The organism is Pseudomonas sp. AC112 (genome assembly GCF_979253545.1).
The window spans coordinates 6,616,590-6,632,726 of the sequence record NZ_CEEDCM010000001.1 but is presented as its reverse complement, the minus strand read 5'-3'; the positions used below and the strand labels follow the sequence as shown (position 1 = coordinate 6,632,726).

The following is a 16,137-nucleotide window of genomic DNA, read 5'->3' as shown; positions in this document are numbered from 1 at the left end:
AAACAGTTGGACGAGCCTGCGACCAAGCAGTCCTTTGAAGAACGCAGCATGGTGTTCTACACCGTGAAGTTCGGCAGCATCGGAGCCGAAGGCGAGAAGTTCGCCAAGGACCCCAAGGACAGCAAAAAGCTCACGCCGCCAGAAACCAACGCGCTGATCCGTGCCCTCAAGCTGGGTGCCGGCAGCGGTACCAAAGTGATCCTGGTGGGCAAGGACGGCGAGAAGAAACTCGAGAAGACCGTGCCACCGGATACCCTCGACCTCAAGGCGTTTTTCAGCGCCATTGACCAGATGCCAATGGCCGAGAAAGAAACGGCCGCACCGGCCGAGCCTGAACCCGCTACCGCACCGGCGGAGAAACCCGGTGCCAAGGCTGGCGCCAAACCTGGCAAGCCCGCCAAGCATGCAGCGCCGCAACCATTGGATGACTGACCCTGTACGGGAGCCGGGCAGCCGGCTCCCGTAGCAGAAACTTGCAGTAACAGCTCTGCGAAGAATATGATAACCGTTATCATTTACGCCTTATTCTTCGCGCGCGGCCTTCATGTCTTCGACTCCTGCGGTAAGCCCCACTGAACTGGCCACCTTGTACCGCCAGCAACACCGTTGGTTGCAGCAATGGCTGTGGCGTCGCTTGAACTGCCCACAGAGCGCCGCCGACCTGGCCCAGGACACCTTTCTGCGCCTGCTGGCGAAGAACCAGCCCCTCGAAATCCAGGCGCCGCGCAGCTTCCTGGCGAAAGTGGCGCAAAGCGTGCTGTCCAACCACTTCCGTCGGCAGAAACTGGAAAAAGCCTACTTGCAGGCCTTGGCCCTGTTGCCGGAAGACGCCGCGCCCAACGCTGAAACCCAGTGGATCCTCCTCGAAACCCTGATGGCCCTCGATGAAGTGCTCAGCCGCCTGGCCTTGCCCGTGCGCCAGGCGTTCCTGTGGTCGCAGCTCGATGGCCTGAGCCACGGCGAGATCGCCGAGCGCCTCGGTACCAGCATCACCACGGTCAAACGCTACATCGTCAAGGCGGGTGCGCAATGCATCCTGCTGGACAGCCAGCGGTCATGAATCCGGTGCCGTTATCGATCGAGGTCGCCGAGCAAGCGATGCACTGGCAACTGGAGCTGCAGGTGCCGGACGTCAGCGAGCAGACCCGCGCCGAATGGCAGCGCTGGCGTGAGCAGGACCCGGCCCATGAACAGGCCTGGCAACATACCCAGCGATTTTTCCAGCGTTTGCAGGATGTGCGCACACCGACCCATCAAGCCTTGGCCCGCGCGACGCTGTTGCCGGCGTTGTCCCGTCGCCAGGTCGTCAAGCACCTTGCCGTGTTGCTGGCGTCAGGCACCGCCGCCTGGAGCATCAAAGACGCGGAGCTGCTGCAACACTGGACCAGCGACTTCAGCACCACCGTCGGCGAGCAGCGGCGCATCGGTTTGGCGGACAACACCCAAGTGCAGCTCAATACCGACACCGCCATCGACGTCAAATACACCGCGGATGTACGCCAGATCCATGTGCTGCGTGGTGAAATCCTGGTGGACCCCAACCTCACGGATATCCGCCCGCTGTGGGTGAAAACCGCCGAAGGCCTGACCCGTGCGGTCAGTGGTCGCTTCAGTGTGCGCCAGCGCGATGGCTTTACCCAATTGGGCGCAGACCAGGGCGCGCTGTCGGCACAGATCCCGTCGCGCAGCCTGGTGCTGCAGGCGGGCGAACTCATCAGTTTTGATGCCCACACCTTGCTCGCCCGGCGCCCGCAACGGGACGGTGAACTGGCGTGGAGCCGTGGAATGATCGTCGCTCAGGGCATGCGCCTGGAGGACTTCCTCGAAGAGCTGAGCCGCTACCGTCGCGGGCGCCTGGCGTGTGATCCCGCCGTGCGCGGCTTGCGCGTATCCGGCACCTATCCGCTGTCCGACACCGACCGGATTCTCGCCGCGCTGGCGCAAACCCTGAAGCTGGACGTGCAGCATTTCACCCGTTTCTGGGTCGCCCTCAAGCCGCGCCAGAAGCTTGTGTAAATTTATTTCGCGCTTGGGTGGTCCGTTTGCGAATCTCACGAGACTTATATCCCCAGACACTACCTTCACTGGGGAATAGGGCATGCAGCCGCGCACACCGAAGAAAAACATACGCTTGAAGACATCATTGGCCCTTGCCGTCATGCAGGGCATTGCCCGCGTCACTGTGGTCACGCCGCTGTTGCTGGCGTCGGCCTGGGTGCACGCAGCACCGCAAGTGGAATTCGACATCCCGCCAGGTTCGCTGGCGGAGGCGCTCAACCAGTTCGGCCAGGCCAGCCAGATCCTGCTGTCCTACCCAGCCGCGCTCACCGACGGCCAGACCAGCCCAGGCCTGCGCGGGCGGCATGACCTGGATACCGGCCTGGCGATCCTGCTCAGTGCCAGCAACCTGCAAGCCCTGCATGGCAGCAGCAACACTTACTCACTGGCGCCGCGCCCGAGCGATGGCGCATTGCAGCTGGGCACCGTGTCCATTTCGGGCAAGGCACCCGGCTCGACCACCGAGGGCACTGGCTCTTACACCACGCAGTCCTCCAGCAGTTCGACGCGCCTGAACCTGACGCCTCGGGAAACCCCGCAGTCGCTCACCGTAATGACCCGCCAGCGCCTGGATGACCAACGTCTCACCAATCTCAGTGACACCCTCGATGCCACTCCCGGCATCATCGTGTTGCGCGATGGCCTGGGGGCGGAGAGTGACGGTTATTTCTCGCGCGGCTTCCAGATCCAGAACTTCGAAATCGACGGCGTGCCCACCGCCACACGCATGGACAACTACACCCAGAGCATGGCCATGTATGACCGCGTTGAAATCGTACGCGGCGCCACCGGCCTTATCAGCGGCATGGGCAACCCGGCGGCGACCATCAACTTGATTCGCAAGCGCCCGACGGCCGAGGCGCGCGCCAGCGTCACGGCGGAAGGCGGCACCTGGGACCGCTATGGCACCGGCCTGGACGTCTCCGGCCCGCTGACTGAAACGGGCAATGTGCGCGGGCGCCTGGTCGCAGACTACAAGACCGAACACGCCTGGATCGATCGCTACAAGCAGGAAACGCAGCTGCTCTATGGCATCACCGAGTTCGACCTCAGCGAAGACACGCTGCTGACACTGGGCTTCAGCTACCTGCGCACCGACGTCGATTCGCCGGCGCGTTCCGGTTTGCCCACACGCTTTACCGACGGTTCCCGCAGTAACCTCAGCCGCTCGCTGAACACTGCGCCGGCGTGGTCCTACAACGATCATGAGCAGACGAGCTTTTTCACCGCCATTGAGCAGACGTTCGACAGCGGCTGGAGCGCCAAGGCCGAATTCACCCACACTGAAAACCAGTTTGATGAAGTCTTCAACTACGTCAACGGTTCGCTCAACGCGGACGGCAGTGGTACCAATCAATTGCCGGTGCGTTTCTCCGGTACGCCGCGCCAGGACAACATCGACCTCTACGCCACCGGCCCCTTTGAACTGCTCGGGCGTGAGCACGAGCTGATCGCGGGCGTCACCTTGTCCAAATACAATGAAAGCGTGCCGAGTTACGGCGGCTGGCATTACGACTATTCCGGCTCGCCGGCCGGTGCCATCGACAACCTGTTCAATTGGGATGGCCAGTCGGTCAAGCCCGCGTTCAATGTCGCCGGTAAATCCTCGGTGGATGAGAGCCAATATGCTGCTTACTTGAGCACGCGACTGCGAGTGACCGATGACTTGAGCGTGATCCTCGGCAGCCGAGTGATCGACTGGAAGCGCGAGACCGAAGATCGACCCTACGGCGGCACGGCGACCCGCACTGACGAATCGGAAACCGGCGTCTACATCCCTTACGCCGGCGTGGTATATGACCTCACCGACAACTGGTCGGCCTACGCCAGCTACACCAAGATCTTCAATCCCCAGGCCAGTTGGGTGCGCGACATCAATAACAAGGCGCTGCCGCCGATGGAGGGCAAAGGGTATGAGGTCGGCCTCAAAGGCAGCTTCTTCGACGAGCGGCTGAACACCAGCCTGGCGCTGTTCAAGCTGGAGCAGGACAACCTGGCCATCTGGATCGACACCCCGGGCGGCAACACCTATCGCAACGAGCAAGGCACCACCACCGAAGGCGTGGAGTTGGAGCTCAACGGCGAACTGGCTGAAGGCTGGCAAGCCTCCGCTGGCTATGCCTATGCGGTGAGCACCGATGCCGACGACAAACGCATCGTCACGACGTTGCCGCGCCAGAGCCTGAAGACCTTCACTTCCTACCGCTTGCCCGGCGCGTTCAACAAGCTCACCGTGGGCGGCGGAGTGAACTGGCAGAGCAAGGTCGGCGAAGACCTGCACACCTTCAGCCAGGGCAGCTACGCCATCACTAACTTGCTGGTGCGCTATGACCTGACGTCCAAGCTGAGCGCCTCGGTCAACCTCAATAACCTGTTCGATCGCGAGTACTTCAGCTACGCCGGCAACCACGGCATGTACGGAGCGCCTCGAAACCTGATGACCAGTGTCAAATACGATTTCTGACGCAATGATTGAACGGCGCCCTCAAGGCGCCGTTTTTGCGACAGGTGCCTTGCGCACCGGAAACGGAAAGTAGAAAAACCGCAGGAACGCCACGCGCTTGATCACTTCCCCGATCAACAACGGCACCACCACCGCCACCACAAATCCAATGCAGGCCGCGACAAACGCGTGCAGCCCCAGGCGCTCCATCAGGTCGAAGGTCTTGTGCTGGATTTCCCCATGGAAGATCAGCAGGATCAAGGTGTTCTGGCCGATGTAGGTCATAGCCCGCGTGACCCAGGCCGAGACCATCAGCACCTTTGCCAGCGCCCAGCAGGCGTAGACGCCGATCACGGCGGGCAGGGTGGTCCAGAACCAATGGTCGTAGCGGCGCTGCGCCAGGTCCATGGTGTCCCAGGTGAAGGTGAATACCGCGATAAACAGCGCGATGGAGATCACCAGCGTCAGCCAGGAGCCGGAGTGGGTGCGCAGCCAGTCGCGCAGCAGGTAGCCGACAATGAAGTAGGTGCTGCTGATCAGCGTGATATCCAGGCTGAACGGCAGGCCCGGCAGGACCCAGGTGTGCCCGCCCAGCGTGACCGGCAGTTGCCAGAACCATGACAGCATCCACACGCCCACGATCAATTGCAGCGTGACCAGTGCGCCGCTCAGCAACAGCGACAGCTTCAGGCGCTGGATCACCCGCAGCATCAGCCAACTGAAAAGGATCGCCACCCAGAAGTGCGGCAGAAACCACAGCGCCTGCCATGGGATGGTGTCCACCGAGGCATACAGCACGCCACCGACGTCTGGCAGCAGCGGCTGGCCCCGCAGGAGGCTGCGCACGATCACGTAGATAAGCATGGTGAAGAAAAACGGCTTGAGCAGGCCGTCGGCCTTGCGCACCGCCATCTCCACGAAGGGCTGCTCAGGCTTGAAGAACACTCCTGACAAAAAGAAGAACAGCGGCAGGATGAATGACGCCAGCACCGGGTACAGCAGGTCCGGCGATGTGGCGACGAACCAACTGTGGGCGAACACGATCACCAGGATGCCAATGCCCTTGGCAATGTCCATTTGAATCCAACGATGTTTCACCTGATCACCTCCCTCTAAAAAAACCACCGCCCTTTTTAGGAGCTGGCTTGCCAGCGAAAATCGTCATCGAGAATGCGCAGCTAAGTCATGCCTTGCGCCACGGCTTCAACCACAGCGCCATGCCCAGCAACACCACCGCGCCGGCCAGGGTGCTCAACCCCAGTTGCAGCCACACGCCTTCAATCCGAAACAACGCCAGCGCCGCCGCGCTCATCAGCCCAGCACTGAGCAGCCAATGCCGGGCCCAGGGCAAGGCGTCGAGCAGGGCTTGGCGCTGCATTAACAACAACGCGGTGCAGATCACACCGGCCAACGCCGCCAATGGAATACCGGCCAGGCCGAACACAAACGGCGTTACGCCGAGCAGCAGCACATTGACCAGGCTGCCGAGCAGCTCGCAGCGCAGTGGCTGGCGCGTGTCGCCGGCGGCGTAGGCATACCGTGCAAGCAAGGCGTTCCAGGCCCCGAACACCAGCGGTACGGCAAACCAGGCCAGCAGCAGCGGTAGGGGTGAGTCCAGCGATTGCTTGGGCAGCAGCAGCGCCACCAGGCTCGGTGCCGCTGCCACCAGGCCGACGCCGGCGGGCAGGGTCAGCACGCTGGCGGTTTCCAGACCGCGCTTGAGCAGGGCCAGGCGCTCATCGCCCTGGCGGCGGCTCATCATGCCCAGCAACACTTGGTTGAGGCTCATCAGTGCAATCAGCGGCAGGTTAATCAGCTTGCGCGCCAGGTTGACCCAAGTCACCGCGCCTTCACCCAGCAGCGACGCCACCAGCCTTTCGATCAGCGCCAGGCCCTGGCTGGCGCCGTTGCTCAGCAACAGTGGGCCGATGCGCTGGCCCAATTCCCGTAGCGGCGCCGACGACAGTTGCCAATGCCACGGCCGCCAGCCCTGGCGCCACATCGACGGCAACAGCGCCAATGGCATCAACAGGCTGCCAGCCAGGCAGGCCAGGGCCAGCGCGTGTGGCTGCGTCGCGGTGCCGGCGAGGGCAAGGTAGGTGACCGGCGGCAGGTTGAACAGCAACGAACCCAGGCCCGCCAGCACAAAACGCTCGCTGGCCTGCAACGGAATACTGAACAGCGCATGCAGCATCAAGCCCGGCACGCACCAGGCGACCACCTGCAAGTTACTGCTGGCGAGCGCCGTGGCACTGGCTGCCAAGCCCGGCCCGAGCAGTTGCACCAGCCACGGCGCCAACAGTGTCAGCAGCAGGCTGGTGACCAGTGCGATCAGCAGCAACGCCGGAAACAGCACCGCCAACCAGCCCAATCGCTCGTCGTCCTTGCGCGCCAGGTACAGCGGCAACGCAGCGGCGCTCAGCACGCCGCCGGCCAAGGACATGCGCAACGCTTCGGGCAAAAACAGTGCGATCAAGAACGCATCGCTGCGCTCGCCCGCGCCCCAGGCCGCCACCAACAGCCATTCACGGGCAAAGCCCAGGCACAGGCCGAGCAGCGTCGCCAGCGTCAGCCAGACGGCAGAGCCCAGCATCAGGGTTGCGCGCCATCAAGCACGGGTTTGGACAGGGTCACGTTTTTCACCTGCGGCAGGCGTGCCGGAAACAGTCGCCGGGCTTCCAGCACATTGATGCCGACCATCAGCCAGAACAGCGCGACCATCACCACCGCAAAGCTGAAATAGTGGTCGAACAGGCCGCTGACCAGCGCCGAGAGAATCCCAGCGGTGGTGCCCAGCCACAGCGCATTGTCCTTGGTCAGGCGGATCGGGCCGCTGTCCGGGCGCGCTTCACGCCACCAGCGCACGGTCACCGCCACAAAGAACAGCATGCCAACGATGCCGGTCTTGTAGATGAAGTTCAGCCACAGGTTGGAGATGCCCAACAAATCGGTGCCCGGCACCGGCGGGTCGACCTTGAAGCCGATGCCGAACGGATACGACACCACCGCCTGCGGGAACATGCGGTACTCGTCGAAACGCACTTCGGTACTGGCGTTGCTTGAGGAAAAAATCGTCGCCAGGCGTTCCTGCAACGGCGGATACGCGATCACCAGCGCCACCGTCAGTGCCGCGCCGATCATCAGCAGGCGCCCGGTGTACGGCACCCGGCGTGTGGCCATCCACAGCAGCACCAGCGCCAGGCTGACCATCGCGCCACGGCTACTGGCCAACAGCAACGCGGCTGCACCCAGGCAGGCCACGCCCAGGCCCAATGCGCGTTTCCAGCCTTGCTCGGTCATGCCGAAGCAGAACGCCAGGGGCAACAGCAACGCCATGATCCCGCCGATGGCATTCGGGTGCATCCACGGTGAGCCCATGCGCGAAGACATGGCCTCCAGGCCGAATTTCAACATGTCGAAGTTGCCGTAGTTGAACAACGCCAGGATGGGCGCAATGCCGGCCCCGGAGCGTGTGCGCACGAACACCGCAATCGACAGTACCAGCATGGCCAGGCTGCCCAGCAGCAGGGCGATCACCAGGGATTCGCGGTGCTTGTGGTCCACCAGCAATTTGGCGCAGAGGAACACCGACGACAGGCTCAGCAACCAGCGCAACCAGTTGGCCACGCCGCTGGTGTCGGCGTGGATGGTGACCTGGCCGACGATGAACGGGAACACGCTGAACAGCATCAGCCACAGCAGCATTTGGTCGGTGGGCCGGCGTGTGAGGCTGGGCGTATCGGGCAGGCGTGCCAGGAAGTTGTGCCACAGCACCGCGCCCCAGGTCAGCGCCAGGATTGCTTCGCTGACGGTGCTGCGAATGCCCAGGTTGACCGTGGAGTACGGCATGAACGTGGCGACCAAGGCAAACAGCAACAGGCCCCAGAACGGAAAGCGCAGGACAGTCACCGCCCCGGCCAGGCCGATCACGGCAAGGAACGCCTTGGCCGGAGACAGCAGCAGGGCGACAGCACCAAACAGCAGGCCGAAGAAAATCGCGAAGAGGCCGGGCAGGTTCACTTTCACTTCAGCTCCTCGATCAGTTCGGCCAGGCGCCGGCGATAGGCATGATGGTTGAAGCGTTCCGCCCATTGGCGGCGTTGCTCGGGCGATTCTTCATCGGCCCGCTCGCCAAGGTTGACCATCAATTGTGTGAGCGCCGGGCCATCGGTGGGCGAAAAACGCGGTGCCGACGGCGGGGTGATTTCATCCAGCGACGTGCCACTGGCCACCGCCACCGGGGTGCCGACGCTCAAGGCCTCGATCACCGGCAGGCCGAAACCCTCGGCATACGAAGGTTGCCACAGGCGTGAGGCCTGGCGGTACAGCGCATGCAATTCGGCATCCGAGACGCCGCTCAGCGCGCGAATGCCCGGCAGCGTACGCTGGGCTTCGGGCAAATGATCGAGGCTGCCCACCAGTACCAATTCCGGCACGCCGGGGGACTGGCGCCGCGCCTGTTGCCACGCGTCCACCAGGAACGGCACGTTCTTGCGCAGCTCACGGGTGCCCACCAGCAGCCAATAGCGTGCGGGCAGTTGGCGCGCGCTGAGGTCCGCCGCCAGTTCGAAAAAACCATCGACCTGGTTGGGCAGCACGCGAATCTTGCCCGCGGCCTTGGGGAACAACCGCGCGGTTTCATCGGCGCTGTACTGCGATGGCGTCCACACCCGGTCGGCACTGTGCACCGCGTAGGCAATCGACAGGCGATCGCTGGTCTTGTAGATCAACGCCTTCAAGCGGTTGGCGTGATAGTTATCGAGGGTGATCTGGAACAGGTCGTGCAACAGCACCACGGTGCGCAGCCCCTTCGGTTTGGGCGGCAACGGCAGGCCCATGTTGAAGGTGCTGATGTACAGGTCGATATGCTGCTCGCGCAAGGCGCGCGGCAGAAAGCCCGCCTCGAAGCGCAGGCGATTCTGCGGTTGGTGCATGGCCGTCTTGGCGCAGCCCCAGGTGGGGCAGTGAGCTCGCAAGCGGGTCTCATCGCCCAGGGGCGCCACGGTAAAGCGCTCCAGCTCAATGCCCGGCAGGCTGTGCAGGGCGCTTTCCAGCGCGTACACCTGGCGGCTGATGCCCGATTGCGGCGAGGTGCCGACGGTGCGGTAATCCAGGCCTACGCGCATACGGGCTCCTTTTGATTCAACGGCGCAAGCGCGGCGTACACCTGTTCCAATTGGCTGGCGGAGACGCTCCAGTCATGGGCGCGACGCACATAGGCGCGGCCGGCTTCACCCATGGGCGCGGCGGCATCGGGAAATTGCAGCAGGCGCACCACGGCGTCCGCCAGGCTCGCGGCGGTTTGCCCGCCGAGGTAGTCCAGGCCTTCCACCAGGTCCAACCCCGAGACGCCTTGCTCGGTGCTCGCCAGCGGCAAGCCCGCGGCCAGCGCTTCAAGCACCTTGAGCTTGGAACCGCCGCCATGGCGCAGCGGCGCCAGGAACACCGAGCAACTCGATTGCAGGTTCAGCAGGTTGGGCACAAAACCTTGCCACTCGATGCGCGGGTCCTGCCAGCGTTCACGCCAACTGTCGGGCATGCCGAAGCCACACACGCTCATGCGCGCGTCAGGGCAACGTTCCCAGACCTTGGGCAGGATTTCATCCAGCGCCCATTCGATGGCGTCCACGTTGGGCGCGTATTCATAGTTGCCCAGGAACAACACGCGGCGTGTCGACGGGTCGGGGCGGGCGGCGGCGAAGTGATCGCAGTCCACGCCGTTGACCACCACCGACACCGGTTTGCCGGCGATTTTTTCCAGGGTTTGCGCGTCGCTGTCGGTCACCGCCACTACCTGCGTGGCCTGGCGCATCACGCGTCGTTCCCAGCGCGTGTAGCGCCATTGGTCATAACGAATGAACGGCAACGACCAGCCCGGCAGGCGGTCGTAAGTCGCCGCGCCCAGGGCTGATTCGACGTTGTGCTCGGTCAGCACAAACGGCTGGGACTTGCGCGCCAGTGCATCTTCGTAAGGCTGGAAGGTGTAGGTGTGCTCGATCTGCACCACATCCCAATGCTCGTTGAGCAGTTGGTTGAACCGGTCCTGCAAGGCGCCCGACAAACCGTTCACGCTGGCCAGCAGCGGGTAGGGCGCGAACAGCCCGGCCACCAGGGTCTTCACGCTGCGCAAGGGGCGGCGCGGCAGGATGATCAGTTGTTCGAGAAACGCCTCCAGCACCTGGCGGTCAGTGAGTGACACGGGGTGCTTGTCATGCAGCAGCAGAGTGATCCGGTGCCCACGTGCGGCCAGGCTGCGCAACAGGTGGAACTGTCGCGTCTTGCCGCCGCTGGTGGCGGGCCAGGGTGAGTAGGGCAGGATCCATAAAATGCGCATCGCAGGCCTCAATCCCATAACAGAATTTGCAGGTTCGACTTGACCGGCAAGGTCAGGCCACTGGTGCCGCTCACCGGGGTTTGGGTGCCGCGCAGCGGGTCGTACAGGGTGGCGCTGGCCAGGCCTGGCAAATGGGCGTTGCCTCCCTGGGCTGACCAGAAGAACCACAGCTTGCGGCCATCGGCGCGGGTCCAGCCGATGCTGAACAGGCCGTCGGGCAACTGGTCGGCAACCGGCGGATCGCCCGGCGTGAGCTTCGGCCCGCTGACGTCGAGGAAGTTCTTCAGTGCGGTGTAGACGGGCTTGGGGTTGGTGTCGATGTCCAGCAAGCCGTAGGACCGGTCACGGACGCTGGCGCGCTGGTCGAGGTCGCTCAAGGTAAACAAGAAGATCCTGTCGAAGTCCATCGCGCTCATCAGCGCCAGGCGGCGAACGACGTAATCGGCCTGTGCCTGCAGAGTGATGATGTCCTGGGCGTCCTTGGGGCCCTTGTAGGTTGACCAGCCCCACTCGGTGCTCCACAGGGTGTTCACGCCGCCATTGCGCAGGGCCTGGTTGAGCTGGGTGGTCTTGGCGATGAAGTCCAGGTTGGCCGGGTCGTTGCCTTCGGGCAATTGGGTGTAGGGGTGATAGGACACCACCGTGTTCAGGCTGGCCACGCCCAGCGCACCCAGGGCGTCGAACATGGTCTGGCCATTGGGCATTTCGCTGAAGAACGCCATGCCGGCGGCCACCACCGGTTTGCTCGGGTTCACCGCCCGCAGTGCCTGGGCGGTGGCGGTGAGCAGGGTGGCGTAGCCTGCCGGGTCTGCCGCCGGGCGCCAGAAGCCCAGCAAGTTCGGCTCGTTCCAGACTTGCCAGGCATCCACGCTGGGGTAGCGCTGCGAAAGCAAGGCCATGCGGTTGGCGAACACGTTGGGGTCTTTCGGCGGGTACTGGTCCGGGTATAACGACAGCGGCGGGGCGCTGCTGATAAAGCGCGCCGACCCCACCAGGTAGAACACCGACTTGATCTGGTTCTGCTGCAGCTTGCCCACCAGCTCATCGAGGGTGGCGAGCCTGTATTGGTCCTGGGCGGTTTCCAGCTGATCCCAATGCAGATCCAGGCGCACCCACTCCAGGCCGAGGGCCTTGAGGCGGTCAATCTGCTTCTGGTAGCGCTCGGGGCTGAACCACAGGAACTGCGCATTCACCCCCAGGAAATCCTTCCACACCACCTCCTTGCTGCCCTTGAGCACATGGCTTTCGGCATCCGCCTGGCGCCCCCACAGGAACGCCGTCAGTCCCAGGGCTGCGACCACGGCAAGGGTCGCGAAGAAGGTGGGTTTACGCGCCATAGGTCGACCCTGCAATAGCGTGCTCGAAGAGCTGCTTGAATTTTTGCGCCGTCACCGGCCACACACGTTCGCGGCCAATCTCCCCGGCGCGCTCGGCCCAGTCCCGGGCCAGCAGCGGCGTGCGCGCAAGGTGCAAGAGCTGTTCACCCAGTGCTGCTACATCGCCCTCGGGGTAGATGGCGCCGTTGCCGCTGGCGACTTCCTCGGCAAACGCGCGCGCATCGGAAGTGATCGCGCCGCGCCCGCAGGCAGTGGCCCAGGACAACGCACCACTGGTGCCGCGCTGGCGCCCCAGCAGGCCAAGTTTTTTCGATTCGCGGTAGGGCAGCACCATCACATGGTGGGCCTGGATGGTCTGGGCGATGTCATCGGCCGGCAGGTTCAATCGCCAGTCGATGGCGTCGCTCAGGCCCAGCGCGGCGATCTGCGCGTTCAACTGCTCCAGGTAGTTACCGCCCGCGCCAAACGCCATTTCCGCGGCCGTGCCACCGGCCAGGGTCAGGCGCACGCGGCCGCGCAATTCGGGGGCTTGCTTGAACACTTGCGCCAGGGCCTGCACCAGGTCTTCGATGCCTTTGCCCCGGTAGATAAAACCGAAATACAGCAGGTGCAGGGTGTCGAGCGACGGCAACGGGGCCGGTGCGATGGCCAGGTTGGCGTGGTTGATCACCGCCACCTTGCCGGCGGGCAATTGCATGCGCTGGCTCAGGCAGTCGGCGCCCAGGCGGGTGAGGGTCACCAGCCGGGTCAGTCCCTTGGCGACCTGGCGTTCCTCGCGCAAGGTCAGAGGGTCGGCCAGCACCACGGCTGCCTGGGGCAACGGGCTGGGCAGGCGCTCCAGCAGGTTCAGCGGAAACGGCAGGTGCTCGCGCCGCCACACGATGCGCTCCGGGTCGTGCACGGTGGCCGTCAATGGCAACTGGGGGTAAGCCTTGCGCAGTTCACGCAAGGCCAGGAATTCCCCCAGCCGCCCGCCGCCCAGCTCGGCGTGCACCAGGTCGACGGTTTGCCAATCGAAGCCGGCGATGGCTTGCTGGATCGCCTCAGAATTGCCCGCCACACCGGCCAACGGCGTCAGCACCGTCACACCCAGGTGTTCCAAGGCCGTGCGGAAATGGTTCGCGTAGTCGGCGATCCCGTTTTTCTCCGGCGGCAAGGGGGCGAGCAAGGCGATGCGCATCAGAACGCCCCCCGGTATTTACCGATGGTCTGCAGCACTTTGCCCGGCACTTCGAACTTGCGACGGTTGATGATGATGCCATCGACCTTGCCGAACGCGGTGTTGAGGATCGACAGCGCATGCTCGACCACCGGCACGGTACTTTTGCGCGCTTCCACCACCAGCCCGATCAGGTCGGCGCGGCGCAGGGTGATAAAGGCTTCGCGGTTGTCCAGCAGGGCCGAGGCGTCCAGCAGCACCACCTCGCCCGGCGCCGCTTCCTCCAGCCCACCGACTCGCACATTGACGCCATTCTCACGCAGCAGTTGGCGCAGTTGCTCGACCACGAAGGTCACCCCTTCGCCGTGACGCGCCGAGGTCAGCCCCAGCACCAGGCCCTGTTCGGCAATGCGGTCGGGCTGCAGCAGGCTGTACAACCGGTAGATGCTCGCGTTGAACGCGTTGGTGCTTTGCGCGGTGGTGGTGTCCAGCTCCGGCAGGGTGGTCCACAGCGGCAGGCCGAACTTGCGTTCCACCAGGCCGCCATCGTGAATGCGCTGGTCGAGCAGGTAGCACAGGTAGATCACCAGCAAGCCGACGACGATCGCAAACGGGATCGCCAGGATCAGCATCACCAGGGTTTTCGGGAAGATGCGGCCTGGGTTCAGGGTGGCTTCTTCGATCACGGCAATGTTGCTGATCTGGCTGTTGTCCAGCTCGCGGTCGATGCGCGATTTTTCCAGGTTGTCCACATACAGCGCGTAGTTGCGCTCGGTGGTGTTCAGCTCGCGGGAGAGGCGTGCCAGTTCCGGTTCGATCTCCAGGGCTTGCTTGCGTTGCGCCTCAAGGTTCAGCAGTTGTTTTTGCTGCTCAACCAGCTGGGTACGCAGGGCCTGGTTGTTGCTGGTTTCGTCCAGCAGCACGCGCTGCAAGTGGATTTCCAGGGTGTTCGGCGCACGGTTCTCCGAGGCTTGTACCGTATTGCTCTCGTTGGCGACCTGGACCTGCATCGCACGGATCGAGGCATCCAGGGCTTTGACCGGCGGCGCGTTGTCGGTGTAGGTGCGCATCATATCGGCCTTTTCCAGCAGCTTCTGGTTGAGCAGGCGACGCAAGTCCTGCTGCTGCGGGTTCAGTGCGATCTGGCGCACTGTGGTGACTTCCTTGGGCTGGCCCTTGAGCTGTGTGCGCGTGCTTTGGATGGCGCTGTCGGACGAGGCGATCAGGCGCGTGGTGTTGAAGGTCTCGCCGCGCAGCACGTTGATGCGCTCGGACAGGTCTTCCAAACGGTCGGTGATGCTCGCCGCACCGATCTCATTCAAGTGGGTGAGGATCTGCTGCTTGTAGCTCTTGATCTCGGTGGCGCTGTTGGCCGCCTGGCCTTCATAAAAGGCGTACAGGCTCTTGCGCCCCAGTGCCTGGGTGCGTTCGTTGATGTAAGTCTCGACCCAATCCTTGACCACCGCCTGGGCGATCTCCGGGTCGCCCCACTTGAAGCTGATGTCCATCACCGTCGAACCTGCGGCGTGGCTCACCTCAAAGTTCTTTTCCAGGCTGGCGGCCAGGCGTTCCACCGGGGTGGTTTTTTCCACCACGCCGACGGTTTCCAGCACCACGCGGATGCCGTCGAATATCGCACCCACGCCGCTCTTGACGTAGTACTTGGTGCGCTTCCAGAAACCTTCCGGTGGCGGTGCGCTGTCGATCACTTCCAGGTAATGCTCGGCCACGGCGCGCACGATGGGGCGACCGGTGAGCAAACGCTCTTCGTCGACAATCGGGTCACGCTGGGTGCTGGGCATTACCAGCGCCTGGCGGTTGCTGATCTCGATGGGCAGGGTCGAATCACGCCCCGGCTTGACCAGCAGGCGCGCGGTGGACTCGTACTTGGCCGGCAGCAGGAACGCCCCCAGCAGGATGATCACCAGCGCGGCAATCGCCGCCAGTTTGAACTCGTGCCGGAAGATGAAGAACAAGCGCAGAAGATCACGAAAAGAACGGATCTCGATCATTGGGATGTCGCTCCTTTAGTTGTTGCCGCCGCTGGTTCGGGTGTAGTTGTAGCCAACCCCAATGGACTTGGTGAACGGAATCAGCTGGTTCATGTAGGTGTCCACCCCTTGGATCCGCTCGCCCACGTTGGACTTGGGCACGAACACCACATCGCCACGTTGCAGGTGCACGGGTTTGCGCCCATTCGGGCCGGTCTTGAGCAGTTGGCTGAAGTCCAGGAAATACGCGCGATACGCGCCCTGGGCGTCCTCGCGCAGCAGGGCGACCATGCTGGCATTGCCCGCCGGGCTGACCCCGCCGGCACCGATAATCGCTTGTTCCAGGGTGTTGGCCGTGGCGATCTGCACCGCCGTCGGGTTGTTCACCGCGCCGCCGACAATGATTGAACTGCCCGGCGCCTGGTTGATGTTTACCGTCACGCGGGGCTCGCGGTACACCGGGGCGAGCTTGCTGGTCAGCTCGTTGGCCAACTCCGAAGGCTGGCGCCCGGCGACCTGGATCGGCCCCAGGAAGGGGTAGTTGATCTTGCCGTCGGTTTGCACGGTGTACAGCGTCAGCTCGTAGATGGTGCTGACGTTGAACGCCGACAGCGTCGGCATCTCACCGGCATCGCGCACGATGCGCAACTGGTCGCCGATGCGGATGCGTTCCACCGCCGGCGGCAGTTGGGCAAGCTGGTCGAGGGCGCGCTTGCCGGCCTCGACGGTGTCGCTGTCCGGCGGCACGATGCGTGCCGGCGTGTTGCAGGCGGCCAGGGCCATCATGGCCACGACGAGCAGGGTTCGTTTCATCA

13 protein-coding genes are annotated in these 16,137 nt (G+C 63.7%); 4 read left to right on the top strand and 9 right to left on the bottom strand.

Translation table 11 applies throughout. The features are described 5' to 3' along the window. The 4 genes from AC0IYN_RS30445 to AC0IYN_RS30430 form a co-directional block, all read left to right on the top strand. The coding region (locus AC0IYN_RS30445; RefSeq protein WP_471844717.1) for a DUF4174 domain-containing protein at positions 1–432 on the top strand (432 nt) is incomplete at its 5' end. A 112-nt stretch (positions 433–544) separates the two neighbouring features. After that, complete coding sequence (locus tag AC0IYN_RS30440; protein ID WP_406597931.1) at positions 545–1,060, top strand: sigma-70 family RNA polymerase sigma factor; 516 nt, start codon at positions 545–547, stop codon at positions 1,058–1,060. Further along, positions 1,057–2,016, top strand: a complete 960-nt coding sequence (locus AC0IYN_RS30435; protein ID WP_471844715.1) for a FecR domain-containing protein — start codon at positions 1,057–1,059, stop codon at positions 2,014–2,016. The genes AC0IYN_RS30440 and AC0IYN_RS30435 overlap by 4 nt, the downstream gene beginning before the upstream one ends. 142 nt (positions 2,017–2,158) lie before the next feature. After that, positions 2,159–4,522 carry a TonB-dependent siderophore receptor gene (locus tag AC0IYN_RS30430; RefSeq protein WP_471844855.1) on the top strand — a complete coding sequence of 788 codons (2,364 nt, stop codon included), beginning with the start codon at positions 2,159–2,161 and terminating at the stop codon, positions 4,520–4,522. Positions 4,523–4,543: 21 nt separating this feature from the next. On the opposite strand, the gene AC0IYN_RS30425 is transcribed toward AC0IYN_RS30430, so the two are convergent. The 9 genes from AC0IYN_RS30425 to AC0IYN_RS30385 form a co-directional block, all read right to left on the bottom strand. Next, positions 4,544–5,599, bottom strand: coding sequence for an acyltransferase family protein (locus tag AC0IYN_RS30425; protein WP_471844713.1), 1,056 nt, complete (start codon positions 5,597–5,599; stop codon positions 4,544–4,546). 85 nt (positions 5,600–5,684) lie between these two features. Then, complete coding sequence (gene murJ / locus AC0IYN_RS30420) at positions 5,685–7,094, bottom strand: murein biosynthesis integral membrane protein MurJ (RefSeq protein ID WP_471844711.1); 1,410 nt, start codon at positions 7,092–7,094, stop codon at positions 5,685–5,687. Continuing rightward, positions 7,094–8,521, bottom strand: coding sequence for an O-antigen ligase family protein (locus AC0IYN_RS30415; RefSeq protein ID WP_457239760.1), 1,428 nt, complete (start codon positions 8,519–8,521; stop codon positions 7,094–7,096). Before AC0IYN_RS30415 ends, murJ begins: the two co-directional genes overlap by 1 nt. Positions 8,522–8,523: 2 nt before the next feature. After that, positions 8,524–9,627 (bottom strand): glycosyltransferase family 4 protein, encoded by a 1,104-nt coding sequence (locus AC0IYN_RS30410; protein WP_471844709.1) that lies wholly within the window; start codon positions 9,625–9,627, stop codon positions 8,524–8,526. Beyond that, positions 9,618–10,835, bottom strand: a complete 1,218-nt coding sequence (locus AC0IYN_RS30405; RefSeq protein WP_471844707.1) for a glycosyltransferase family 4 protein — start codon at positions 10,833–10,835, stop codon at positions 9,618–9,620. Before AC0IYN_RS30405 ends, AC0IYN_RS30410 begins: the two co-directional genes overlap by 10 nt. 8 nt (positions 10,836–10,843) lie before the next feature. Beyond that, the gene (locus tag AC0IYN_RS30400) at positions 10,844–12,172 is read right to left on the bottom strand and encodes a GH39 family glycosyl hydrolase (protein WP_457248625.1); all 1,329 of its coding nucleotides are present in this window, start codon (positions 12,170–12,172) and stop codon (positions 10,844–10,846) included. Beyond that, a complete protein-coding gene (locus AC0IYN_RS30395) occupies positions 12,162–13,352 on the bottom strand; it encodes a glycosyltransferase (protein ID WP_471844705.1) in 1,191 nt (396 codons plus the stop codon). The genes AC0IYN_RS30400 and AC0IYN_RS30395 overlap by 11 nt, the downstream gene beginning before the upstream one ends. Continuing rightward, positions 13,352–15,343, bottom strand: coding sequence for a GumC family protein (locus tag AC0IYN_RS30390; protein ID WP_406597923.1), 1,992 nt, complete (start codon positions 15,341–15,343; stop codon positions 13,352–13,354). Before AC0IYN_RS30390 ends, AC0IYN_RS30395 begins: the two co-directional genes overlap by 1 nt. A 15-nt stretch (positions 15,344–15,358) precedes the next feature. Beyond that, the gene (locus AC0IYN_RS30385) at positions 15,359–16,135 is read right to left on the bottom strand and encodes a polysaccharide biosynthesis/export family protein (protein WP_078047740.1); all 777 of its coding nucleotides are present in this window, start codon (positions 16,133–16,135) and stop codon (positions 15,359–15,361) included. Between the last annotated feature and the right edge of the window lie 2 nt (positions 16,136–16,137).